The sequence below is a fragment of the Dermabacter sp. HFH0086 genome, from assembly GCF_000413375.1.
In the GTDB taxonomy this organism is placed as follows: Bacteria; Actinomycetota; Actinomycetes; order Actinomycetales; family Dermabacteraceae; genus Dermabacter; species Dermabacter hominis.
Map to the genome: position 1 here is coordinate 78,975 of NZ_KE340308.1, position 23,232 is coordinate 102,206.

General features: G+C 64.0%; 21 protein-coding genes. 3 read left to right on the plus strand and 18 right to left on the minus strand.

The features are described 5' to 3' along the window. Window positions 1–99: 99 nt before the first annotated feature. Genes HMPREF1484_RS00350 through HMPREF1484_RS00385 form a run of 8 tightly spaced genes read right to left on the minus strand, consistent with a single transcriptional unit; the run spans window position 100 to window position 8,113 of the window. Complete coding sequence (locus tag HMPREF1484_RS00350; RefSeq protein ID WP_016663019.1) at window positions 100–1,791, minus strand: ribonuclease J; 1,692 nt, start codon at window positions 1,789–1,791, stop codon at window positions 100–102. A 15-nt stretch (window positions 1,792–1,806) separates the two neighbouring features. Continuing rightward, entirely contained in the window at window positions 1,807–2,724 is a 918-nt protein-coding gene (gene dapA, locus HMPREF1484_RS00355) for a 4-hydroxy-tetrahydrodipicolinate synthase (RefSeq protein ID WP_016663020.1), read from the minus strand. Further along, entirely contained in the window at window positions 2,721–3,440 is a 720-nt protein-coding gene (thyX, locus tag HMPREF1484_RS00360; protein ID WP_016663021.1) for an FAD-dependent thymidylate synthase, read from the minus strand. The genes dapA and thyX overlap by 4 nt, the downstream gene beginning before the upstream one ends. 55 nt (window positions 3,441–3,495) lie before the next feature. Further along, window positions 3,496–4,203, minus strand: a complete 708-nt coding sequence (locus HMPREF1484_RS00365; RefSeq protein WP_051120672.1) for an HAD family phosphatase — start codon at window positions 4,201–4,203, stop codon at window positions 3,496–3,498. A 42-nt stretch (window positions 4,204–4,245) separates the two neighbouring features. Further along, on the minus strand, window positions 4,246–5,007 hold the full coding sequence (locus HMPREF1484_RS00370) for an S-layer homology domain-containing protein (protein ID WP_232049713.1): 762 nt from the start codon (window positions 5,005–5,007) through the stop codon (window positions 4,246–4,248). After that, window positions 5,004–5,903, minus strand: coding sequence for an SGNH/GDSL hydrolase family protein (locus HMPREF1484_RS00375; RefSeq protein ID WP_016663024.1), 900 nt, complete (start codon window positions 5,901–5,903; stop codon window positions 5,004–5,006). The genes HMPREF1484_RS00370 and HMPREF1484_RS00375 overlap by 4 nt, the downstream gene beginning before the upstream one ends. Before the next feature lie 55 nt (window positions 5,904–5,958). Beyond that, window positions 5,959–6,723 carry a 4-hydroxy-tetrahydrodipicolinate reductase gene (gene dapB, locus HMPREF1484_RS00380; protein WP_034370222.1) on the minus strand — a complete coding sequence of 255 codons (765 nt, stop codon included), beginning with the start codon at window positions 6,721–6,723 and terminating at the stop codon, window positions 5,959–5,961. Between the two features lie 31 nt (window positions 6,724–6,754). After that, complete coding sequence (locus HMPREF1484_RS00385) at window positions 6,755–8,113, minus strand: pitrilysin family protein (protein WP_016663026.1); 1,359 nt, start codon at window positions 8,111–8,113, stop codon at window positions 6,755–6,757. A gap of 93 nt (window positions 8,114–8,206) precedes the next feature. Here HMPREF1484_RS00385 and HMPREF1484_RS00390 point away from each other — a divergent pair, with 93 nt between their 5' ends. Continuing rightward, entirely contained in the window at window positions 8,207–8,806 is a 600-nt protein-coding gene (locus HMPREF1484_RS00390; RefSeq protein WP_016663027.1) for an RDD family protein, read from the plus strand. A gap of 83 nt (window positions 8,807–8,889) precedes the next feature. Here HMPREF1484_RS00390 and HMPREF1484_RS00395 read toward each other — a convergent pair whose 3' ends face one another. The 3 genes from HMPREF1484_RS00395 to HMPREF1484_RS00405 all read right to left on the minus strand — a co-directional run bounded on the left by HMPREF1484_RS00395 (window position 8,890) and on the right by HMPREF1484_RS00405 (window position 12,698). Then, window positions 8,890–11,127 carry a polyribonucleotide nucleotidyltransferase gene (locus tag HMPREF1484_RS00395; RefSeq protein WP_016663028.1) on the minus strand — a complete coding sequence of 746 codons (2,238 nt, stop codon included), beginning with the start codon at window positions 11,125–11,127 and terminating at the stop codon, window positions 8,890–8,892. 190 nt (window positions 11,128–11,317) lie between these two features. Further along, the gene (rpsO, locus tag HMPREF1484_RS00400; protein WP_016663029.1) at window positions 11,318–11,587 is read right to left on the minus strand and encodes a 30S ribosomal protein S15; all 270 of its coding nucleotides are present in this window, start codon (window positions 11,585–11,587) and stop codon (window positions 11,318–11,320) included. A 103-nt stretch (window positions 11,588–11,690) separates the two neighbouring features. Continuing rightward, entirely contained in the window at window positions 11,691–12,698 is a 1,008-nt protein-coding gene (locus HMPREF1484_RS00405) for a bifunctional riboflavin kinase/FAD synthetase (RefSeq protein WP_232049671.1), read from the minus strand. A gap of 187 nt (window positions 12,699–12,885) precedes the next feature. On the opposite strand from HMPREF1484_RS00405, the gene HMPREF1484_RS00410 reads away from it, so the two are divergent. Next, window positions 12,886–14,382 carry a L,D-transpeptidase family protein gene (locus tag HMPREF1484_RS00410; protein ID WP_016663031.1) on the plus strand — a complete coding sequence of 499 codons (1,497 nt, stop codon included), beginning with the start codon at window positions 12,886–12,888 and terminating at the stop codon, window positions 14,380–14,382. Between the two features lie 20 nt (window positions 14,383–14,402). On the opposite strand, the gene truB is transcribed toward HMPREF1484_RS00410, so the two are convergent. From truB to rimP, 7 genes are all read right to left on the minus strand, one after another. Further along, entirely contained in the window at window positions 14,403–15,362 is a 960-nt protein-coding gene (truB, locus tag HMPREF1484_RS00415) for a tRNA pseudouridine(55) synthase TruB (protein WP_016663032.1), read from the minus strand. Beyond that, the gene (gene rbfA / locus HMPREF1484_RS00420) at window positions 15,355–15,807 is read right to left on the minus strand and encodes a 30S ribosome-binding factor RbfA (protein WP_016663033.1); all 453 of its coding nucleotides are present in this window, start codon (window positions 15,805–15,807) and stop codon (window positions 15,355–15,357) included. The genes truB and rbfA overlap by 8 nt, the downstream gene beginning before the upstream one ends. 35 nt (window positions 15,808–15,842) lie before the next feature. Then, window positions 15,843–16,961 (minus strand): TRM11 family methyltransferase, encoded by a 1,119-nt coding sequence (locus HMPREF1484_RS00425; protein WP_172620165.1) that lies wholly within the window; start codon window positions 16,959–16,961, stop codon window positions 15,843–15,845. Between the two features lie 89 nt (window positions 16,962–17,050). Continuing rightward, on the minus strand, window positions 17,051–19,930 hold the full coding sequence (gene infB / locus HMPREF1484_RS00430; protein WP_016663035.1) for a translation initiation factor IF-2: 2,880 nt from the start codon (window positions 19,928–19,930) through the stop codon (window positions 17,051–17,053). A gap of 90 nt (window positions 19,931–20,020) precedes the next feature. Then, the gene (locus tag HMPREF1484_RS11090) at window positions 20,021–20,314 is read right to left on the minus strand and encodes a YlxR family protein (protein WP_255348412.1); all 294 of its coding nucleotides are present in this window, start codon (window positions 20,312–20,314) and stop codon (window positions 20,021–20,023) included. A 208-nt stretch (window positions 20,315–20,522) separates the two neighbouring features. Continuing rightward, on the minus strand, window positions 20,523–21,491 hold the full coding sequence (nusA, locus tag HMPREF1484_RS00435; protein WP_016663036.1) for a transcription termination factor NusA: 969 nt from the start codon (window positions 21,489–21,491) through the stop codon (window positions 20,523–20,525). A 51-nt stretch (window positions 21,492–21,542) separates the two neighbouring features. Continuing rightward, window positions 21,543–22,088, minus strand: coding sequence for a ribosome maturation factor RimP (rimP, locus tag HMPREF1484_RS11375; RefSeq protein WP_016663037.1), 546 nt, complete (start codon window positions 22,086–22,088; stop codon window positions 21,543–21,545). A gap of 96 nt (window positions 22,089–22,184) precedes the next feature. Between rimP and HMPREF1484_RS11380 the strand changes: the two genes are divergently transcribed. Next, a complete protein-coding gene (locus HMPREF1484_RS11380; protein WP_016663038.1) occupies window positions 22,185–23,231 on the plus strand; it encodes a DUF4439 domain-containing protein in 1,047 nt (348 codons plus the stop codon). The last annotated feature ends 1 nt before the right edge of the window (window position 23,232 follow it).

Sequence of the window (23,232 nt, forward strand, 5' to 3'; positions counted from 1 at the left end):
ATCTACCCGCCTAAGGGTACGAACGTCACGAGGTCAGCCCCGGCGTGTGAATCACACAGGGGGCTGACCTCGCAGCGGCATCTGCAAAAATCCGCGTCGCTAAGCCTCGACGACAACCGGGATGATCATCGGGCGGCGGCGAAGGCGCTGAGAGAGGAAACGCCCCACCACGCGGCGCATCGCCTGCTGAAGCTGATACGTGTCGTGCCCCTTCTCGTCCTCGATCGCCTTGTGCAGCGCCTTGATGACGTCGGGCTTGATGCGCTCAAACACCTCGTCATCCTCGGCGATGCCTCGCGAGTGGATCTCTGGCCCGGCAATGAGCTCGCCGGTTTCACTATTGACCACGGCGAACAGGGAAATGAAGCCCTCTTCCGCGAGGATACGGCGGTCCTTGAGATCGGCCTCGCTTACCTCGCCCACACTCGAACCGTCCACATACACGTAGCCAACTTCGACCTCGCCGGCGACGCGTGCGACGCCGTCTTTGAGGTCGACGACCGTGCCGTCCTTCGCGAGCACGATGTTCTCGCGAGGGATACCTGAGGACTGCGCGATCTTCCCGTTCGCGATGAGGTGGCGCACCTCGCCGTGCACGGGCATCACGTTCTTCGGGCGCAGAATGTTGTAGCAGTACAGCAACTCGCCCTCGCTCGCGTGCCCCGAGACGTGCACGCGCGCGTTCGCCTGGTGCACGACCTCGGCCCCGAGTTCCATGAGGCCATTCATCACGCGAAACACGTCGTTCTCATTGCCCGGGATGAGCGAGGACGCAAGAATCACGATGTCCCCCTCGCCGACTTCGACGCGGTGGTTGCGGTTCGCGATACGCCCGAGCGCGGCCATCGGCTCGCCCTGGCTGCCCGTGCACATGTACACGATCTTGTGATCCGGAATGTCGTCGGCCTTCTTGAGGTCCACGAGCGTGTTCGGGGGAACATTGAGGTAGCCCATGTCGGCAGCGATGGTCATGTTACGCACCATCGAGCGCCCCACGAACGCCACCTTGCGTCCGTGCGCGTGCGCCGAGTCGAGCACCTGCTGAACGCGGTGGACGTGGCTCGAAAAGCTCGCGACAACGATCTTCTGCTGCGCGCGCGCAAAAAGATTATCGAGCACGGGACCGATCTCGCGCTCCTTGACGGTGAAGCCGGGAACCTCGGCGTTTGTCGAGTCGACGAGGAAGAGATCCACGCCCTCTTCACCAAGGCGCGCGAAGGCACGAAGGTCCGTCAGGCGACCATCGAGCGGGAGCTGGTCCATTTTGAAGTCGCCCGTGTGGAGAACCGTGCCAGCCTCGGTACGGATCGCGACCGCGAGCGCATCGGGAATCGAGTGATTCACGGCGATGAATTCGCACTCGAACGCGCCAAACTTCTCGACATCCCCTTCCTTCACGGCGAGCGTGTACGGCTTGAGCCGATGCTCACGGAGCTTCGCCTCGACAAAGGCGAGGGTCAGCTGGCTACCGACGAGCGGGATGTCCGGCTTGAGGCGCAGAAGGTAGGGAACTGCACCGATGTGGTCTTCGTGGCCGTGCGTGAGCACGATCGCGGCAACGTCATCAAGGCGATCCTCGATCGAGCGGAAGTCCGGGAGGATTAGGTCGACGCCCGGCTGGGCCTCTTCGGGGAAGAGAACGCCGCAATCGACGATGAGAAGCCGGCCCTCATACTCGAAGACGGTCATGTTTCGGCCGACCTCGCCGAGACCGCCGAGCGGGGTCACCCGTAGTGTCTTGTTCTTCAGTTGTGGCGGGGTCCCGAGTGTCGTGGAAAAGGGTGTAGTCACAGTGTCCTAAATTCTTCAGCTGGTGTGCTGCGCGAGGACGCTCTGGTAGGCGTCTACGGCGGCGTGGATGCGCGCCGCGACCTCCGGCTCGACCGTTCCGAGCGGGGCGCGGCAGCCAGCGTGCGGAAGCACGCCGAGGTGTGTAAGGGCTTCTTTGATCGCCATCGTTCCTGGGCCCTGGTTCATGATCGCGTCAACAAAGTCGATGCGCGATGCGTGGAGCCTTTGCGCGAGCGCGAGGTCGCGCTGTTCGAGGGCGTCAAACATAAGACGGTCGAGCCGCCCCGTAAGGTGACTCGTGACCGAAACCGTACCAACGGCGCCGATCGCGAGCCACGGCAGGTTGAGCGCGTCTTCACCGGAGTAGATATCGAGGCCCGTGTCACGGATGAGCTTCGAGGCCTCGTGCATGTCCCCCTTGGCTTCCTTGAGGGCAACGATGTTCGGGTGCTGGGACAGTTCGACGGCGCTCTCGTATTCGATAGGGATGCCTGAGCGACCGGGAATGTCGTAGAGCATCGCCGGCAGGTCGACGGCGTTGACGATCTCGAGCGTGTGCGCGATCAGGCCGCGCTGCGTGGGCTTGGAGTAGTACGGGGTGGCGAGAAGGAGGCCGTCGGCATTGCCGCCCTCTTCGATCGCGCGTGCAAGCTCGACAGAGTGACGCGTATCGTTCGTGCCCGCCCCCGCGAGGAGGGTGACATCCGCGCCAACTGCCTCGCGCACGGTCGCGAGAATCGCGAGCTTTTCCTCATCGCTCGTGGTGGGCGATTCGCCCGTGGTGCCGTTCGCGACGATGAGATCGTGGCCTTCGTCGACGAGATGGCGCGCGAGGCCGGCGAGAGCCTCGTGATCGACCTTCTCGAGATCCTCAGTGAAGGGCGTGACGATAGCGACGCCGAGACGTCCAAATACCGGTGCTTCTTGACTCACGGCGCCACCCGGCCGCCCGCGTTGAACGCCTCGTAGGTGAGGGGCATCGCCTCGGTGAAGAACTCTTCGATCTTTTCGGCGACCATCTCGATCTCGCGCTGCGGGAACGACGGGAAGTGCGAGCCTTCACGCTTGGTGCGCAGCGACAGGAAGTTCATCATGCTGCGGGCATTGACGGTCACGTACATCGAACTGAACAGCGTGAGGGGCAGAACACCGCGCGCGACCTCGCGTGCAACGCCGGCCTCGAGCATCTCGAGATAAGCGGCATACGCGCTCTCGCACTGCGCCTTGTACGCCTTCGTCACGATCTCGTGCTGCTCGGGGCTGCCCTCGTAAAAGTCATAGGCGCCGGGTTTGCCCTTCTGGACGAGCTTGCGCTCGGGACCGGGCACGTAGAAAATCGGGCGCATTTGGCGGTAGCGGCCCGATTCTTCGTTATAGGACGCGATCCGGTGGCGCATGAACTCGCGGAACACGAAGATCGGCGCTTCGACGTAAAACGTGAAGCTGTTGTGCTCGAACGGCGAGCCGTGGCGGTCGCGCATGAGGTAGTTGATGAGGCCCTTGTCGCGATCGGAGGCATCAGTGCCCACGACGCTCTTGGACTTTTCCCCCTGGGTCGAGACCCGCGCGGCAAAGATGACATCGGAATCGGAAGCCTGTGACCTCACAAGGTCGACCGTGACGTCAGATCGGAACACTATTTCGCTCATATGTATCACCCTAGTTGACCAAGCAGTTCAAAAACCGAAAATCGCCGCGTGGCGCTCACCGCGCACGAAGCACGAGCTCCCCTTCGCAGGCCTCGATCGAGACATCCGCGAGCGAAGGAATCACGAGATCGGCAAGGGGGCCGACGGTCTCCGCACTCGCACTGTTGAGAACACTCACGACGAACGCCCCCGCAGCACGAGCTGAGGCGAGGCCGCCCGGCGCATCTTCGACGACGATGCACTCCGCCGCATCGACCCCGAGTCTCTGTGCCGCGAGGAGGTAGGGCTCGGGATCCGGCTTGCCATGCGTGACCTGATCGGCGGTCACGAGGGTCGTGGGGTACGGGAGCCCAAGGGGCCGGTAGCGCGCCTCGAAGAGTGGAAGCGTGCAGCTCGTCGCTATCGCCCAGCATTCGCGCGAAAGCGCAGCCTTTGCCTCTTCGAGTTCGCCGAGGAAACGCGCGGTCCCGTCGAACGCCTCGACATCGCCCGCGCTCGCAATTTCGTATCCTTCGACTTTGGTGAAAAGCTCCTCGAGCCTCTCCTCGCTGATGTCGGGCATCGCGAGGCGCAATACTCGCCTGGCCGGTTGCCCGTGATAGTGCTTTTCAAACCGCCCCGCACCCTCGTCACCGAGGAGGGTGTCCCAGCTCGCCTCGACACTTCGAGTTGAGTCGACGAGGGTCCCATCGGAATCGAGAAGGATCGCCTTCGCACGCGCGAGAGCTGTTCCCTTCGCGCACCCGTCGAGCGTCGCCGCCATGTCTGCCACGTGTCACTCCTTAGTCGAGGGTGGGGCGCCCGTCTAGTGGGCGTCGTCGAATAGGGCGTTCGCGCGTTGAAGCAACCGCGCGAACTCGCCCCTCACGAGAGTAGCGTCTGGCCGAAGTTCGGCATCCACGAGAGGGGTGGAAGCGTCGGCCTGTCGCTCGCCCGAGCTCTCGGCTTCATCGACCGTGAGGTCGCGCCCGAGCAGTCCCACTGCACGGGCCCACTCGATATCCGCAAAGCGCGGGTGCTCCTTGGAGACGTCGCGAAAGCTCGCGATCTCGGGCGCAACAGCGGAGCCTCCCGCCGCGAGGTGCGCCGCAAGTACGCCGCGAAGCAGCCGCGCGAGGAACGAACACCCCTCCGCTCGCGTCACGGGCTGCGTCGGCTGAAAGGTCGCGTCGTACTCGCCGAAGAATACCGCTTGGCCGCGCATCCACATGATTTCGCGATAGCTGCGAGCCGTCTTCTCAATGTCGCGATACGGTTCGAGGTCGAGACCGTCACGCTCGGGGGCACCAGCGAGACGGTACAGCATGATCGCGGCGTCCTCACGCGTCACATCGGCGCTCGGAAGAAACGTTCCCTCGCGGGCTGGATCGAACAGATCGTGTTTCACGAGCCACTCGATCGCGTCGGCGTAGCGCTCCGCGGGATCAGCAACGACCTGCATGCCCGGCTTCGTCGCGGTCGCGGGCCGTAGCTTGAGCGCGGCGATCCCGGCTATCCCCAAGAGCGAGGCCAGCAACGCCCGCCGCGTCGTCACGAGGCCTGCCGCTTCCGAATTCACCGCCCTCATGCCATCCACGCGAGCTCCTTCATTTTCTCGATGAGAACCCACGAGACGAGGAGATTGCCCCAACCGCTCAAATGGATACCGTCGCTACCCCTGAGCGGGGTCGGTACGATCCCCTTCTCGAGTTCGGAACGTGTTTCTGCTCGCGAGTGCAAATCAAGCGACGCGATTGGTTCGGCGCGCAGCGCCTCCTCGCTCGTCAGGAGGGCTTGCACATCCACGAAGCGGTGCCCGTAAACCTCGCGTTGGGCGGCGTTGACCGCGTGAATGGCCCTAATTTTCTCGAGAGCATCGAGATCGTTTTTCGTGACCCACTGCCCGAGAACGATGGCATCCGTCTTCGGATCACGCGCGGATGCGACGAGCCTCTCGACGTCGCTCAGCACCTGCTCACGCTGCACGATGTTGTTCTTCCCCGTCCAGATCACGTGCCGCCAATTCTCGGTGGTGGCTTTCCACGACGATGTGAAGACACCCGATGTCGCAGGGCCGCCGTCGGACTCAAAGAACCATTGGTTTTCCGGCGTTCCCGTAAGCGTGCCGCTCGCCCCGCTCGACAGCTCCCCGTGACACGTGAACGACCACATGCCGGGAACATCCGTGTCCACGCGCACATTCACTCGCCCACCCGTGTACCCCTCGGGGATATGCACCATGGGCGTGTCGAGTCCACGAAGAATCGTCGTGTGCCCCGAAAACTGTGCCCCGTACGCGAGGTTCGTGACCGGGACGGGGTTCATTGCATTCGCAACTTCCTCGTGGACGTATACCGGTCGAGGCGTGTGCTCGGCACCGAGACCGCCTTCCATCGAACTCGAACCCCACAGTGCAAGAGGCCGTTCGGGCGCGAGTGCCGCAAAGGCACGCGCGAGGGCGTGCGAGGGCGGGTTCTCGGGCATAGAGCCTCCTCGGGTGCGTGCGAGAGGTGGGCGATCAGTTCCGACGCCACTTAGCTTACAGCGAGAGGTAGTTCTCTAGCCCCACCGTGAGACCGGGATGAGAGGCCACCTCGCGCACGCCGTGGAGAACCCCGGGCATGAAGCTCACGCGATCGAATGAGTCGTGACGGATAGTGAGCTGTTCTCCCGGGTTGCCGAAGAGAATTTCCTCGTGCGCCACGAGTCCGCGCAGACGCACGGCGTGCACGTGAACGCCGTCGATGTCGGCTCCTCGCGCGCCGTGGGGGTCGCGCTCGGTCGCATCCGGGACGGGCCCGAGGCTCGCCTGTGCGCGGCCGTCAGCGATCGCGCGGGCCGTATGCAGCGCGGTTCCGGACGGCGCATCGAGTTTTTCGGGATGGTGAAGTTCGACCACCTCTGCGCTCTCATAAAACCGCGCGGCGGTGCGCGCGAAGCTCATCGCGAGCACCGCCCCGATCGCGAAGTTCGGGGCAATGAGAACCCCGGTCTCGGGGGTGTCGTCGAGGGCTGCGCGAACGTCGGCGAGCGCCGCATCATCCCAACCGGTCGCCCCCACGACCGCGTGGATACCGTGCTCGATAAGCCACAGCACGTTCGCTTTCGTCACGCTCGGAAGGGTGAAGTCGACGGCCACGTCCACGAGCGGCGCGCCATCGTCGTCGAGAAGCTGCTCGAGGGAGTCCTCGGCCGTGATTCCCCGCACGAAGTCGAGATCGGAGGCCGCCTCGAGAGCGCGGACAACCTCGCTTCCCATACGCCCGGCTGAACCAATGACTCCAACGCGAATGCTCATAACCATCCCCTCGTGTGTGTATTCGGAATCAAGTATGTCAGGCGGCGCCGGTACGGCCGACGTCGACGCGCACTCTCAGCGCCGAAGCAACCTCGGAGGCGATCTCGCGCACGCTCTCGCGCGTCACGCCGTGGAAGGCTTCGAGAGCTTCATCAACCGTTCGATACGAACCGAGAACGAGCTCAGCCGTTGCGAGCCGCGCCATGCGCGACTGCGTGTCCTCGAGGCTGAGCGCCATCGACCCCGAGATGTGCCCGAGCGTCCGCGCAAGCTCTTCTCGCTCGATCCCGTCTGTCGCGAGCCTCTGCGTCTCCTCGAGCAAAAGCTGCGCGACCTTTTCCGCATTCATGGGACGGCACGCGGCGTACAGCCCCGCAAGACCGGCATCGCGATACGCCGCTGTAAACCCGTACACCGAATAAGCAAGGCCGCGCTTCTCACGCACCTCCTGGAAGAGCCTCGAACTCATCCCACCACCGAGGATCGCCATCGCGACACTTAGAGAATGCCGCCGTTCGTCCCACGCGGGGATCGCCGGTCCGCCAAGGAAAAGGTGGGTCTGTTCGGTCTCGCGCATAAGACGCTTCGTGACGGCTCCGTGCCGCAGCGCCTCGAGTCCATCTGTGCCATCCTCGCCGCTCGGGTACGCAAAGCCCTGCTGGGCACGGCGAGGGCGCGGCGCTTGCCCGTCGCTGAGGCTCCACCCGCCTTTTGCAAGACTGTCGAGAAGCATCGTCGCGACCTCGTCGTGGTCGACGTCTCCGACTGCCGTCACCACGAGGTTGGTACTCAAGTAATGGGCGCGGTAGTGCTCCCGCACCGCCTCGACCGTGACGGCGTTGATCGTCGCGGGCGTTCCCCCTACGGGCCGCCCGAGGGCCGTTTCCTCGCCGAGCACGGAGGCGATGAGAGCCTCGTGGCCCACATCGGTCGGGTCGTCCTCCGCCATCGCGAGTTCCTCGAGAATGACCTCGCGTTCGGTCGTGAATGCTTCGCTCGTGATCGAGGCGCTCGTGACCATGTCCGCAAGGGTCGCAAGGGCCATGGGCAAGTCGACTGAGCGTACACGAGCGTAATAGCACGTGTGCTCCTTCGCGGTCACGGCATTCGATTCGCCTCCCACTTCATCGAAGGCGCGGGCAATGTCGAGGGCGCTTCTCGTGGGCGTTCCTTTAAAGAGCAGGTGCTCGAGAAAGTGAGTCGAGCCGGCGTGCTCAGGTCTCTCATCGCGCGAGCCCACCGGAAGCCAGAATCCGACGCTTGCCGAGCGAACACCGGGGTCACGTTCGGTAAGGAGCCGCACTCCCCCGGGAAGAATTGAGCGGCGCGTGAATGCGCCCTCCTGCTCGTGCAAAACCTGATCGAGGCCTGCCGAAAGGTCGAGCGAAATTGACATGTGAAAAGCGGTCCTTCTCCTAGTGGTGTGCATTACTCTATAGGCGCGGTCACTCGCGGCCGCACGATCGTTGCCCGTCTCCCGAGGAGCAGAATGTCGAATCCCACCCCAAGTTTCCAGCCGCAGGATCCGCACACGAACCAGCCCCACCAGGGGCAGCAGAGCTTCGGCCAGCAGTCATCCGGTTCGGGCACTGGAAGCATAGAGATCCCCGGTAAGGGTACCCGTACTCTCGCGAGCGTCGGTCAACGCGCTCTCGCTCGCATTATCGATGGTTTGATCGCCGGCGCCGCCGGCGGCATCATCGGCGCCATCCTCGGCGTTATCATTTTCGCCGCGGCCGCCTCGGGAAGCGAAACTGGCTCTATCCTCACATTTGGTGTGTCGTTTGTTGTCATCCTTTTGATCGCGATCATCGGTCTCGCGTACGAAACCCTCATGCTCACTTTCTACGGTGCCACCCTCGGCAAAATGGTCATGAAGATCAAGGTCGTGAGCGTCGAAACGGGAGAAAATCCGCAGCTGCTCAACGCACTTCTGCGTTTCGCCCTGCCCGGAGTGATGGGGCTTATCCCGATCGTGGGTGGGCTCGCTGCGCTCGCGTGCTGGCTCTCGCCCCTGTTCGATAGTTCGGGTCGCCAGCAAGGCTGGCACGACAAGATCGCGAAGACCGTCGTTATCGCGAATAGCTAAATAGCTCTCCCCAGCAATAGAGTGGGCGGCCAGGATTTCCTGGCCGCCCACTCTCGTCGTGCTTTGCGCGAGAGCGCGAAAGGCTACTCGGCGCCCTGCTCGGACTCGTCCGTCTTCTCAGCGTCGTCTTCGTCAGCCGCCACAGCGAGCGAGATCTTGCCGCGCGAGTCGATCTCGCGGATCTCAACCTCGAGCTTCTGGCCAACGCTCACGACGTCGTCGACGCTCTCCACGCGCTTACCGCCGTTGAGCTTACGCAACTGCGAGACGTGCAGCAGGCCGTCTTTGCCCGGGGTGAGGGAGATGAACGCGCCAAAGTCGACGACACGCACAACCGTGCCGAGGTACCGTTCGCCGACCTCGGGAACGAGCGGGTTCGCAATCGCGTTGACGGCCGCACGCGCAGCCTCAGCCGAGGGGCCGTCGGTCGCACCGATGTACACGGTGCCGTCGTCCTCGATCGTGATGTCCGCGCCCGTGTCGTCCTGAATCTGGTTGATCATCTGCCCCTTCGGACCGATGACCGCACCGATCTTGTCCACCGGGATGGTGACGGCGAGAACGCGCGGGGCGTTCGGGCTCATCTCATCGGGCTGATCGATGGCCTCTTCGAGAACCGAGAGAATGTGCAGGCGAGCTTCGCGAGCCTGCGACAGGGCGCCTGCGAGGACGGAAGCGGGGATGCCGTCAAGCTTCGTGTCGAGCTGGATAGCCGTCACGAACTCTGAGGTTCCCGCGACCTTAAAGTCCATGTCGCCGAAAGCGTCCTCTGCACCGAGGATGTCGGTGAGAGCCGCGTACTTCGTCTCGCCGTTCACGGTGTCGGAAACGAGGCCCATAGCGATACCGGCAACGGGCGCCTTGAGGGGCACACCGGCATTCAGGAGCGCGAGGGTCGAAGCGCACACGGAGCCCATCGAGGTCGAGCCGTTTGAGCCGAGAGCCTCGGATACCTGTCGAATCGCGTACGGGAACTCCTCACGGCTCGGCAGAACCGGCACGAGTGCGCGCTCGGCGAGCATGCCGTGGCCGATTTCGCGGCGCTTGGGCGAGCCCACGCGGCCCGTCTCACCGGTCGAGTAGGGCGGGAAGTTGTAGTGGTGGATGTAGCGCTTGTGATCGACAGGCGAAAGGCCGTCGATCTGCTGCTCCATCTTGAGCATGTTGAGGGTGGTGACGCCAAGAATCTGGGTCTCGCCGCGCTCGAAGATAGCCGAACCGTGCACTCGCGGCAGCACCTCGACCTCGGCCGAAAGCTGGCGGATGTCGCGAAGGCCGCGGCCGTCAATACGCACGCCCTCCGTAAGGATCTTCTCGCGCACGACCTTCTTCGTGAGCGCACGGAAGGCTCCGGTAATTTCCTTCTCGCGCTCGTCGAGCTTGTCGGCGAGTTCCTCCTTGACCTGCGCGAGCAGAGTCTCGGTGGCCTCTTCGCGTTCCTGCTTGCCCGCGATGCTCATGACCTCACGGAGGCGATCGGTCGCCGCTTCAGCGACGAGATCGTACGCATCGTCCTGGTAGTCGAGGAAGAGCGGGAACTCACGAACGGGCTTCGCAGCCTTCGCGGCGAGCTCCTTCTGGGCCTCGCACAGCGTTCGGATGTAAACCTTGGCAGCTTCGAGGCCCTGGGCGACGACCTCTTCGGTCGGCGCCACCGCTCCCTGCTCCTTGATAAGCGACCAGGCGTTGTCGGTCGCTTCGGCCTCAACCATCATGATCGCGACGTCATCTTCAACGATGCGTCCAGCGACGACCATCGAGAACACGGCCTCATCGAGCTGGCTGAAGGTCGGGAAGGCGATCCACTGGCCGCCCTCGGCATTCGGCATGAGCGCGATACGCACGCCACCGATGGGGCCCGAGAACGGCAGGCCCGAAATCTGGGTCGAGGCCGAGGCGCCGTTGATGCCAACGACGTCATAGGCATCGTCGGGGTTCACAGCCATAACCGTGAGAACAACCTGGACCTCGTTGCGCAGGCCCTTGACGAAGGCGGGGCGCAGCGGGCGGTCGGTCAGGCGGGCTGCGAGGATCGCGTCGGTACCCGGGCGGCCCTCGCGGCGGAAGAAGGAGCCGGGGATGCGGCCCGCGGCGTACATGCGCTCTTCGACGTCAACAGTCAGCGGGAAGAAGTCGAACTGCTCCTTCGGCTGATTGGAGACAGCGGTTGCGCTGAACACCATCGTGTCGTCGTCGAGGTAGACGGCGACGGCACCCGCGGCCTGCTTTGCGAGGCGGCCGGTTTCAAAGCGCACTTCGCGCTTGCCGTACGAGCCGTTGTCGATCGTGGCGATCGTTGAATGAATGTTGTGGCCTTCCATGGTCACTGTCACTCTCTTTCTGTGGTGAACAAGAGTTTTCTTTGCGTGGGGCCGGCCATCGCCAGTCGCGTATCCCGCCTGCGCGGAAGACGTCACTGCCGAGGACCGATCCCCCTCTCATCATTGTTGCAAGGAAAACTCGATGGATGGTAAAACGCCGCCCACCCGGCGGGTGAGCGGCGGAATAAAGTCAGCGGCGCAGACCGAGACGCTGAATCAGCGAACGGTAACGCTCAATGTCGACCGACTGCAGGTACTGCAGAAGGCGCTTGCGGCGACCAACGAGGAGAAGCAGCCCACGACGGGTGTGGTGATCGTGCTTGTGATCCTTGAGGTGCTCGGTGAGGTAGTTGATGCGATGCGACAGAAGCGCAATCTGCACCTCGGGCGAGCCGGTGTCACCCTCGCTCAGACCGTATTCCTTAATGATCTCCTGCTTGACGGAGGAATCGTAAGCCACTGGCTCTCCTATCACCTTGTTGCACGGCGCACCGGGGCCTGTTCTCCCGAGCACTTAGAATCCGTGGCCGATTAAGCACGGCCTTCCAAGGCTAGCAGCAGCGTTAGGCGCGCGGGTCGCCATGGGCGGCAAGAGTGCTGCGAGTCACGGCCACATCGCGGTGCATCTGCTCGACCAGGGCCTCGATGCCATCGAAGGCAAGCGTCGGCCTGAGCCGCTCCACAAACTCCACTTTCGCTTGCCGATCGTAGAGCTCGTACTCGTGCGAGCCGAGCACGTACGTCTCCACGATCCGGTAAGCAGGGCCCTCTTCGAACGTCGGGTTCGTGCCCACGGAAATGGTCGCGGGAACTCGCTCGAGGAATCGGTCGCCGTCAAGCACCGAAAAGTAGCCCGCGTACACCCCGTCGATCGGGACGGCACCACTCGGGTGGGCACTGAAGTTTGCCGTGGGAAATCCCAGTTCCCGCCCACGCTTAAAACCATGGCGTACCGTATCGCGCACCGAGTGCCACCGGCCGAGCATGCGCGCAGCACCGGACATATCACCCGCAAGCAAACTCTTCCGAACGAGAGTCGAGGAGATGCGCTCGCGCCCTCCCGACTCCGCCTCGGTATCCGCATCGAGCTCCTCGACACTCACGACCTGGAAGCCGTACTTCTCGCCGAGTTCGACCATCGTGTGAAAGTCACCTTCGTTACGGCGTCCGAATCGCGAGTCCTTCCCGAGCACAACGGCACGCGCACGAAGGAGGTCAACAAGGTACTCGCGCACGAACTCCTCAGCACGCAGCTGCGCAAACTCGAGCGTGAAGTGGACATCGAGCAGGTCTTCGACACCCGCTTCGCACACGAGGGCATTTCGATCGTCGTATCCCGTGATCAGCATCGGCTCTTCGCTACCGGTCATGACGTGGCGGGGATGCGGATGGAAAGTGAGGGCGCGCGGCGCAAGGTCGTGAGCACTCGCGTACGACACGAGCGAGTCGATGACTCGACGATGACCACGGTGCACGCCGTCAAAGTTCCCGATCGTCACCACGCCCGGCGCGAGTTCACGCGGAACCTCATGAGGGTCGCGCCACACGCGCGAGGAGGTCACTTCGTTCACGGCAAGCTTTCGTGGGGGGGGGATCGAACACATGCCACCTTAACCGATGAACAGCGAGGAGGCTTCGCGGGCGGGGTCGGTAACGTCACTCATGACACACCTCGCATACTTCCTTGCATCTTAAATCTGTCGCGCGCATTCGCTACAGTGAACGTAGTCCCCTCTCTACGTGTGAAGGATCGAGCGCATGTCAACCACCCCCGTGACACACACTCCCGCTTCCAAGAAGCACGGTCGAACAGTACTTCTCGTTCTCACGGCTTTGGCTGTCGTCATCGCACTCGTCGCGACCGGCGGCTCGTTCGCGTACGCAAAGCAATTTGAGGGCAAGGCCCTGCCCGGCACCACGATTGCCGGAGTCGATGTCGCTGGAAAAACGACCGAGCAAATTCGCACAATCGTCCAGAAAGAAACCACCGGCGTCACTGTCACCGTCGACGCCAACGGCGAGCGCACAACCGTTCCCCTCGAGGAGATCGGTGGGCGCATCGACGTCGATAAGACTGTCGAGAAAGCCCTTTCACGTGAGTCGAGCATCCCGTCGGTTGTGAGCGCTGCCCTGAGCGGCACGCACTCCATCACGCCCGTTGTCACCGTCGACGAGGAGAAAGCCCGCGCTTACGCCGAGTCCCTCGTTCCCGACAACGAAGTCGAGCCCGTCGATGCGCAAATCGTCCAGGACGACGAGACCAAGGAGTTCTCCGTCGTTGAATCGAAGGCAGGCAAGGGCGTCGATCCCGCCAACTTCGTCAAGGACGTGAAGAAACACGCGCCCGAGCTCAAAGACTTCACCGTGACGCAAGAGTTCACGACCATCGAGCCACAGCTCAACACCGAAGCCGCACAGGCCACGCTCGACAAGCTCGAAACCATGCTCAAGAGCTCCCTGGTCGTGACGGGCCCCGAGAACAAAACCTTCGAGGTCAAGCGCAAGGACCGCCTACGTTTCGTGTCGATCACCCCGAACGACAAGGGCGACAACTTCGAGATCAGCATCGATCAAGAAAAAGTCGACACGTACGTCGGGAAGATCGCCGACAAGGTTGCCACGACGAAGAAGGACGGCATCGTCGAAGTCGCCGAGGACGGCTCACGCACCGAGGTCTCCCCCGGCAAGGACGGCGTCAAGGTCACGAATCAAAAGGACATCACCGAGAAGCTGACCCACGCGCTCTCCGCGGGTGAGAACCTCGATATCGCCATGATCACCGAGGTCGAGAAGGCCGAGGTCAAGGAAAAGAAGGTTGAGAAGGCGCCCGTGGACCCGGAAAAGGTTCCCAGCGAGCTTCCCTCCTACGCTCCCGCCGAGGCCCACAACGGCGAGAAGTGGATCGATATCAACCTCGCGAACAAGACCGTGACCGCCTACGTGGGCGACAAGGCCGTGTGGGGCCCCGTCTCCGTCGTGGATGGCGGCAAGGGCACCGAAACGCCCACGGGTGAGTACGAGATCTGGCACCGTACCGAGGTGCAGAACATGGGCTGCACGCCGCGATACGACTACTGCACGAAGGGCGTCAAGTACAACCAGTTCTTCCACAAGGGGTACGCACTCCACTCGGCACCGTGGCGCTCGAGCTTTGGCTACTCCGGCTCGCACGGTTGCGTGAACATGCGTGTGAAGGACGCCAAGTGGCTGTTCGAGTGGGCAAGCCTCGGAACGAAGGTTGTCTCGCACCGCTGACAGCGGGGAACCTGCGCGCTTTAGAGGCGCGGTACAACGCTCGCGCTCTTGAGGAGGCCTCTTTTGGGGGCCGGTTCGACGATTGCCACGAGCTCACCCGTGGGCGGCACGATCGCGGCCGCCGGGTAGGTTTCGGGTTCCGACGCTTGAGGAGCCTCAATCCATTGCCCATATCTGAGCGCCGCAGCTTCGCGCTCGCTCACGGGCAGCAAAGGCAAAAACGACAGGGCCGCTTCGCCCAGCGGCGTGAGGTGCAATCCTCCCGAGGGGTCCTCTGCCGCGCGCGGCGCATCGCGCTCGGGAATTCGCTGGGCGTTGTCCACGGTGAAGTCGCCCACGCGCGTGCGCCGTAAAGCGGTGAGGTGCCCGCCTACTCCGAGGGCAGCGCCGAGGTCGCGTGCAAGCGCACGGATGTAGGTGCCGGAGCTGCAGTCCACGACGCAATCCACGTCGAGGAAGTCTCCTGCCATGCGGAGATCACGAATCTCGAAGCGCTCCACGCGAATGGGGCGCGCGGCAAGTTCGACCTCCTCTCCCCCGCGCACGCGGGCGTAGGAGCGCACGCCGCCCACCTTGATTGCGCTCACGGCGCTCGGGACTTGCTCGATATCTCCCGTAAGGTCACCGATGGCGCTCTCGAGCCTGCTACGATCCTCCTTCAGCGCACGCAGCTCATGCGCGGGGGCAACGTCGCCAAGCCGCTCACCTTCCGCATCGTCCGTGACGGTCGCATGCCCGAGTCGAATCGTCGCTTCATAGGTCTTATCGAGTCCCACGGCATAGGTGAGCAGCTTTGTGCCGTGCCCTACGCCGAGAAGGAGGAGGCCCGTCGCGGCGGGGTCAAGCGTGCCCGCGTGGCCGACCTTGCGCGTATTGAGGTGGTAGCGCACGCGTGCGACAACGTCGTGGCTCGTCAGCCCCGCCGGCTTATCGAGGAGGAGGAAACCGTGAGGCCCCTCCCCCGCGCGTTTTTTACTCATCGTCCTCGTCGTCGTCCACGAGATGCTCGCCGGGGACGCGGTAGGGATCGGCGTCGCCCGCGAACTGCTTGCCGGCACGTTCGCGTTCAAGCTCGCTATCGCGGTGGTGTGCTTCGACGAGAAGATCCTCGATCGTTTTCGATGTTTCCGGGATCGTGTCCTCGAAGAACTCGAGAGACGGAGTGAGGCGCGCGGTGATGCCGCGCCCCACAGCGCTCCGCAGCATGCCCTTCGCGGCCTTGAGAGCGGCAGCGGTCCCGGCTCGCTCCTCGTCGCTTCCATAAACGGTGTAGAAAATCGAGGCGTGCTGGCCATCGCCGGTGAGGCGAACATCGGTGACCGTCACGAAACCGAGCCGCGGATCCTTGACTTTTTCATCGAGCGTGCGGGCCACGATCTTTTTAATCTGATCGGCGAGGCGCCGTACGCGGGGATTGTCGTTCATGGGTCTCTCCTTGAGTAATCGGAAGTTCCGACGCGCTATGCCTTGCGCGCAAGCGCGATGTCGCGGTCGATCGACGCATCGACCCGGTGCCTAAAGTTGCTGTCCTCCCCCACGCTCGTAAGCCCGTGCTCTTCGAGGATAGCGCGCACGTCATCCGCGGGAGTCGTGTGACGATTGTAGGCCAGCGCCACGGAGCCGCCGCGGGCGAGAACACGAGTCCACGCAGGCAGGGCGTTTCGCAAGAGATCAAGCGGTGAGCGGCTGAGGTGCGCGCCCACCTTCGCACCGTGCTGCACGCCGTAAGGGAGGTCGGCGACGATCACATCGACGCTGCGGGCTTTGAGGAAGTGATCGAGTCCGGTCGAATCCGCCGTGTAGAACTCGAGGCTCTGGCTGCGCCCCGCGCGCTGATCGCTCTTCGAGCGGGCGAGCTCAGCATGAAAGTGCCGCCCGAGTGCCTTCTTATTGATAGTGAGCTTCGTGTGCGACGTCGTGTGCTTGAGTCGATTCTCGCGCATCCACGTTGTGAGGAACGCGCGGTAGAGTTCAGCGTCCTTCTTGTCGAGGTCGACGCCCACGGGGCTCAGTCCCCACATGAGCGCCTGGTTGAGCGTGGTTCCGCGGCCGGCGACTGGATCGAGGACGCGCAACGTTCCCTCGCGCAGCGCCTGCGCTTTGCCTGCGGCATGCGCCGCGAGGTGCACAAGAAGCGCCGTGAACTGCTCATTTGTTTTCCCCTGATACTTGAGAGTCGTGAGCAGGGTACTCGGGTAGCGCTCAACGTCCGGAAGCGGAATCGGCTGGAGCAAGGGAAGCGTCGGACTTTCATCCACGTACGTGCGATCCGCCGTTGGGGCGGGCATGCGCCCGACCTCCTCGAAAGCCGCAAACACGTGCGGGCTGTAGGCGAGGGCGAACGCGAGCTCGCGCTGGACTTCGGGGCGTTCCCACGCTTCATCGTCGATGTCGAGGGCGAGGAAATCGAGGCCCGCCTCGCGCACGTCGCTCGTGCCCGTGAGCACGCCGGGAGCACCATCGTTGAGGACGAACGCAAGTTCGGCTGCAGCGAGACGCGGAGCTTCCAACCCGTACACCCTGTTCGCGCTCGGTGCGATGAGGACATTGACACGCATGTTCTCTCCGTTCATCGTCATGTGCCGCAGCATGCGGGGCAACGGCGGCGAAACGGGCGGCGCCCCGGCCTCAACCGAAGCGCCGCCCGCGTGTTATCACCGAAAGGCGATTAGTCCTTCTTCTTTTCGCGCGGCTTCTCGACCATTTCGTAGGTCGTGATGAGGTCGCCTTCCTGGACGTCGTTGAAGCTGCCCAGGTTGATACCGCACTCGTAGCCCTCGCGGACCTCGGTCACGTCGTCCTTGAAGCGACGCAGACCGGCGATCTCGAGGCCCTCCGTGATCACGACGCCCTGGCGCGTGATGCGAGCCTTCGAGCCGCGGTTGATCGTGCCAGACATGACGAGCGAACCCGCGATGTTGCCGAACTTCGAGGAGCGGAAGATCTCGCGAATTTCCGCGCTGCCCGTGTCCTTCTCTTCGTACTCGGGCTTGAGCATGCCGAGAAGGGCGTTCTCGATGTCCTCGATCGCGCGGTAGATGACCGAGTAGTACTTGATCTCGACACCTTCACGCTCGGCGTACTCGGCGTTCTGGCCTTCGGCACGCACGTTGAAACCGATGATGACGGCATCCGAGGCAACGGCGAGGTTGATGTTGTTCATCGTGATCGCACCAACGCCGCGATCGATGATGCGAAGCTGCACGTCCTCGCTCACGTCGATGCCGAGCAGCGCCTCTTCGAGGGCTTCGACCGAACCGGAGGCATCGCCCTTGAGGATGAGGTTGAGGGTCTCGATCTTGCCCTCTTCCATTGCCGCCTTGAGATCCTCGAGGCTCATGCGCTTGCGGCGCTTCGACAGCTGCGCGGCGCGCTGAGCTGCCTCGCGCTTCTCGGCGATCTGGCGTGCCATGCGCTCGTCGGCGGCAACGATGAACGAGTCACCGGCGCCGGGAACGGAGCTGAGGCCGAGCACCTGAACGGGTCGCGATGGGCCTGCTTCTTCGAGCTGGTTGCCGTTCTCGTCGATCATGGCGCGCACGCGGCCATGGCCGGTGCCACACACGATCGCATCGCCGACACGCAGGGTTCCCTGCTCGACGAGCACGGTCGCGACGGGGCCGCGGCCACGGTCGAGGCTCGCCTCGATCGCCACACCACGGGCATCCTTGTTCGGGTTTGCCTTGAGTTCGAGGGCAGCATCCGCGGTAAGCAGGACGGCCTCGAGAAGGTCATCGATGTGGAGGTTTTCGCGCGCCGAGACATCGACGAACATCGTGTCGCCGCCGTATTCCTCAGCCACGAGGTTGTACTCGGTGAGCTGGGCACGGATCTTGTCGGGGTTCGCGGACTCCTTATCGATCTTGTTGACGGCCACCACGACGGGCACGTCTGCGGCCTGCGCGTGGTTGAGCGCCTCGATCGTCTGCGGCATCACGCCGTCGTCAGCGGCAACCACGAGGATCGCGATGTCCGTGACTTTGGCGCCGCGGGCACGCATAGCGGTGAACGCCTCGTGACCGGGGGTATCGATGAACGTGATGGGGCGCATTTCGCCTTCGTGCTCCACCTGCACCTGGTAGGCACCGATGTGCTGGGTGATGCCGCCGGCTTCACCCTGGCCCACGTTCGCGCGTCGGATCGCATCGAGAAGGCGGGTCTTACCGTGGTCGACGTGACCCATGACGGTGACAACGGGCGAGCGAGGCTCGAGGTCCTCTTCCGTCTCCTCGGCAAGTTCGCCTTCGAGGTCGATGTCGAACTGCTCGAGAAGCTCGCGCTCCTCGTCCTCGGGAGAAACGATTTGAATCTTGTAACCGAGTTCCTCGCCGAGAAGCTGGAACGTGTCTTCGTCGAGCGACTGGGTTGCCGTCGCCATCTCACCCATCGCAAACAGCACGGTGATGAGCGAGGCGGGGTTGACGTCAATGCGCTCGGCGAAGTCGCTCAGGGTCGCACCGCGGCGCAAGCGGATGACGGTATTGCCGTCACCGCGCGGGATCTGCACGCCGCCCGGTGCGGGAGCCTGCATCTGCTCGAATTCCTGGCGCTTTGCGCGCTTCGACTTCCTGCTCTTGGCTGGTTTGCCGCCACGCCCAAAGGCGCCCTGGGTGCCACCACGGCGACCGCCGCGACCACCACCACCGGGGCGACCACCCGGACGACCGGGAGCGCCACCGGGGCCACCCGGACCGCCGCCGAAGCCACCGCGGCCACGGCCACCGCGACCTCCGCGGCCACCGTTGCCGCCTGCGGGACGACCTTGGCTCTCGGCCTGCGGCGAGTGCGCAGGCATCATGTTCGGGTTGGGGCGGGGCCCGCGGTTAGACGGACGTGCGTTGCCGCGGCCCTCGCGCGAGGGTCGCGAATCTCCGTCGCGACGCTGCGGGCGCGGACCACCCTGCGACTCGCCGCCGGGGCGAGGGCCTGGACGACCGCCGGGACGCGGCATGCCCTGGGAGGAGGCAAACGGGTTGTTGCCGGGGCGACCACCCGGACGCGGCATCCCCTGCGAGGACGCAAACGGGTTATTGCCGGGACGAGCGCCACCGGGGCGCGGGCCGGGGCGGTTAGCGCCGGGCTTGGGAGCGCCACCGGGCCTCGGTGCGGGGGCGGCATCGGCCTTGGGCTTGGCCCCTGGCTTGGGGGCGCCGGGTTTCGGCGCGTTCGAGCGTGCACCGGGTTTGGGTGCTGCACCGGGCTTTGCCGCGGGCGCATCGGTGCTGGCCTTCGGCTTCGGCGCGGGGCTCTCGGCCTCCGCCTTCGGTGCCGGCTTCGGCTCCGCCTTGGTAGCGCTCGGTTCCGCAGCCTTCTTCGGGGCCGGCTTGCGGGGCGCGGGCTTCTTGGCGGCGCCCTTCGATTCCGACGCCTCCTCGCCCTTCTTCTTTCCTGCGTTCGGGAACGCGGCACGCACACGGCGGGCCACGGGCGCCTCGATTGTCGAGGACGCACTGGTCACGAATTCGCCCATGTCATTGAGCTTCGCGAGGACTTCTTTACTTGGCATTCCCAGCTCTTTGGCGAGCTCGTGGACGCGAAGTTTAGCCACAATTCTCCTGTCTCGGCCGCGCCGAGCAGGCGCGGTCCACTAGTTCCTGAGGGTGCTCATTTTCGAGTACTCATCGGATGTCCATTGGTGTTATCCCGCTTCCAAATGTGGTTCGGCACCCCGTGTGGGGTGAGTCATCGCCTCACGCGCCCTCTCGAGAGTTCCCTCCCGTTCAAGTGCCGCGACGTCTACCGGCGCCCGGAAGGAGCGCTGGAAACCGCCGCGTGTGAGAGCGAAAGCAATGCATGCGAGGTCCGGATGAACCCAGGCACCGCGCCCGTGGGCACTCGCGCTCGGGTCAACAGCGAGGCTGAGGGATGTTCCCTGTTCCTCCCGGACCACGCGGATCATCGCGTGGCGTTCGCCGGTTTCCCGGCAACCCACGCACGTGCGAGACGGTCGATGTGCCGCGCGAGAGGGCCGACGTGAGCGCGAGCTCTGTGCGGCGTGATTCTCGGTGATGGCGACAACTTCCCTCTCGAATACGAATGATCAGCCCTTCTAGTCTACCCCCGGCTGGCAAAACGTAGACGAATTGCCGGAGATGCCGTGCGCACTATCACGTGGGCCGCCGGGGTTCAGCGACCGCCTCTCAGTCCTCCTGGCCCTCGGTGCGAATGTCGATTCGCCAACCCGTGAGCTTCGCGGCGAGGCGCGCGTTCTGCCCTTCCTTGCCGATCGCGAGCGAAAGCTGATTGTCTGGCACAACCGCGCGCACCTGTCGATTAACTTCGTCGGTCACGACGACAGAGGCGACGCGCGCAGGGCTGAGTGCATTACCCACGTACGTCGCGGGGTTGTCGTCAAAGTCGACGATGTCGATCTTCTCCCCCTCGAGTTCGTTCATGACCGAGCGCACGCGCGCACCCATGGGACCGATGCACGCCCCCTTCGCATTGACGCCAGCGACGTTCGCGCGAACCGCCATTTTCGTGCGGTGCCCCGACTCCCGTGCGAGCGAAACGATCTCCACGGTGCCGTCGGCGATCTCGGGAACTTCAAGCTCGAAAAGGCGGCGCACGAAGTTCGGGTGGGTGCGCGAAAGCGTAATCGAGGGTCCCTTCGGGCCACGTCGCGCATCGACAACGTAGGCGCGGATGCGCTTGCCGTGCGGGTAGCTCTCGCCTGGTACCTGCTCGTGCGGGGGAAGGAGGCCTTCGACGTTGCCGAGGTCAACCTGAACCATTCGGGAGTCACGCCCCTGCTGAATGACGCCAGAGACGATGTCATCAGCGCGGCCCGCAAACTCGCCGAGAACAGCCTCGTCTTCGAGCGCGCGAATACGCTGGAAAATCACCTGACGCGCGATCGAAGCAGCAACGCGGCCAAAGCCCTCGGGCGTGTCATCCCACTCTTCAACCTCGCCATCGACATCAACATCGCGAGCAATGACGGTCACCACACCCGTCTTTGAGTCGATCTCCACACGCGCCTCGCGCGCGGGGTGCGGCGTGTGCTGGTAGGCGGCAAGAAGGGCACTCTCGATCGCCTCGAGGAGAACCTCCATGCTGATCTCGCGTTCGCGTTCGAGCGCGCGAAGCGCTCCCATATCGATATCCATTGCGTGCTCCTTATGATCTGTTCTTCAATTATGTGCGGTGGCTGTCCGGGACTAACGAAACTCGAGATGAACCTCGGCCCGGGCGACGTCGGACACGTGCATCCGGTGCGGTCCCGGCGGCACCTTGCCTGCCGGCGCCGCCTTCGCGGCCTTCTTCGGAACGTGCGGCGGTTTCTGCACGTCAAACACGAGCTGTTCGCCCTCAACGTCCTCGAGGCGGCCAAGAAAGGTGCGCCCCGAGGTGTCTTCAACGTCGAGAAGGCGGGTGCGGGCGCGCTTAAAGTGGCGAATTTCGGTCAGGGGCCGAAACACACCCGGGGTCGTGACCTCGAGCGTCGAAGGCCCTTCCCCTATAAGCGACGTATCAGCGTCGAGGAGGTCAGAAAGCTCGCGCGACACGTCGGTGAGGGTATCGAGATCGGCGCTCCCGATTTCATCTTCGGGAAGATCGACGACGACGTCGAGAAGGGTTGCGGCCCCTCGTGTCTTGACGGTGAGATGCTCGACAACGAGTCCGTGCCCCTCGACGATGGGCGCGAAGGCCTTCGAGAGTGTTTCAACCTGACCGGCCTGAGCGGAGGTGGCGTTCTTCTCCATGGGGCTCCTTTCGCGCGCTCGTCCGTACCCAATAGAGTGGGACACCGAGATCATAATGTGCTGAACATGGTGGCACATCCGGGAACGAGGAGCCGCATGAGGCACGTAACAAAAGGCCTGGCCAGGCGTGGGTTTCTCGCGGGAATCCTCGCGGCGCCGCTACTGGCGAGCTGCACGGGGCCCACGCGCATCGCGATCGGCCAGCGCGAAACCTACACACCCCCACCCCCGGGAATAGACGAGATCTACCGCACGGAACTCCTCACGTCTGTGACGGACCTCGCGGGCATTCTCGAGACCGCCCGCCCGCACGAAGATTTCCCGTCGTTCCTGACGTCTGCGCTCGCGATCCACCAGCGAGCACTCCGCACGGGCGCCGAACAGGAGAAAATCGCCTCGGCTGAGGCGAATCGCACCGAAAAGGGGGGATCCGCCCACGAGAGCGCAGCTGTCGGCACGCAGGCCCCCGTCGAGCGCGCCATGCTCGACGCGGCACGCGGCCTCGCGGCCCTGCGCGACCTCTACGCCCACGCGACCATTCAGGTCTCGGGAGACTTCGCGGATCTGTGCGCCGCGGGGAGCGCATGGGCCGAGTGGGCCGCTCTGCGGCTTACCCGCGTCGCGAAAGCTGCCGCCGTCGCGGGCGTCAGTGCGCCCAAGCCCTTTACGGATATAGAACCCAGTCGCGAGGTCCCCGCGATTGACCCACCCGAAGCGGCTGAGACTCACCTCATTGAGACCCCCCTCGAGCGAGCGCAGACCGACGAAAACTTCGCGGCCTACGCCCTCGAGGTCGCAGCCACTCGCGTCAAAGCTGATCAGCGTGAGGCGTACCTCAAGGCGGCTAACGTCCACGCCTCACACGCTGAGACGTTCGGCGAGGTCGCCGAACGCCTTGGGCTGCCCCTGGTTGCTCGCGAGGCGGGGTACGCCCTGCCTCGCCCGCTCGATGCGGAAGGGGCCGCGAACCTACGCCTCAAAGTCACCTCTCGCACGCTCACCAATGCGGTCGAACTCGCGGGGCTGGCACCCTTGAGCGAACGCGCGCCGTTCCTCACGGCAGCCCTCGAGAGCGCAAAGGCACTCGAGGCGCTGCGCGAAACCCTCCCCCCGTTCCCGGGGATCGACGAGGGCGAGAGCTAAA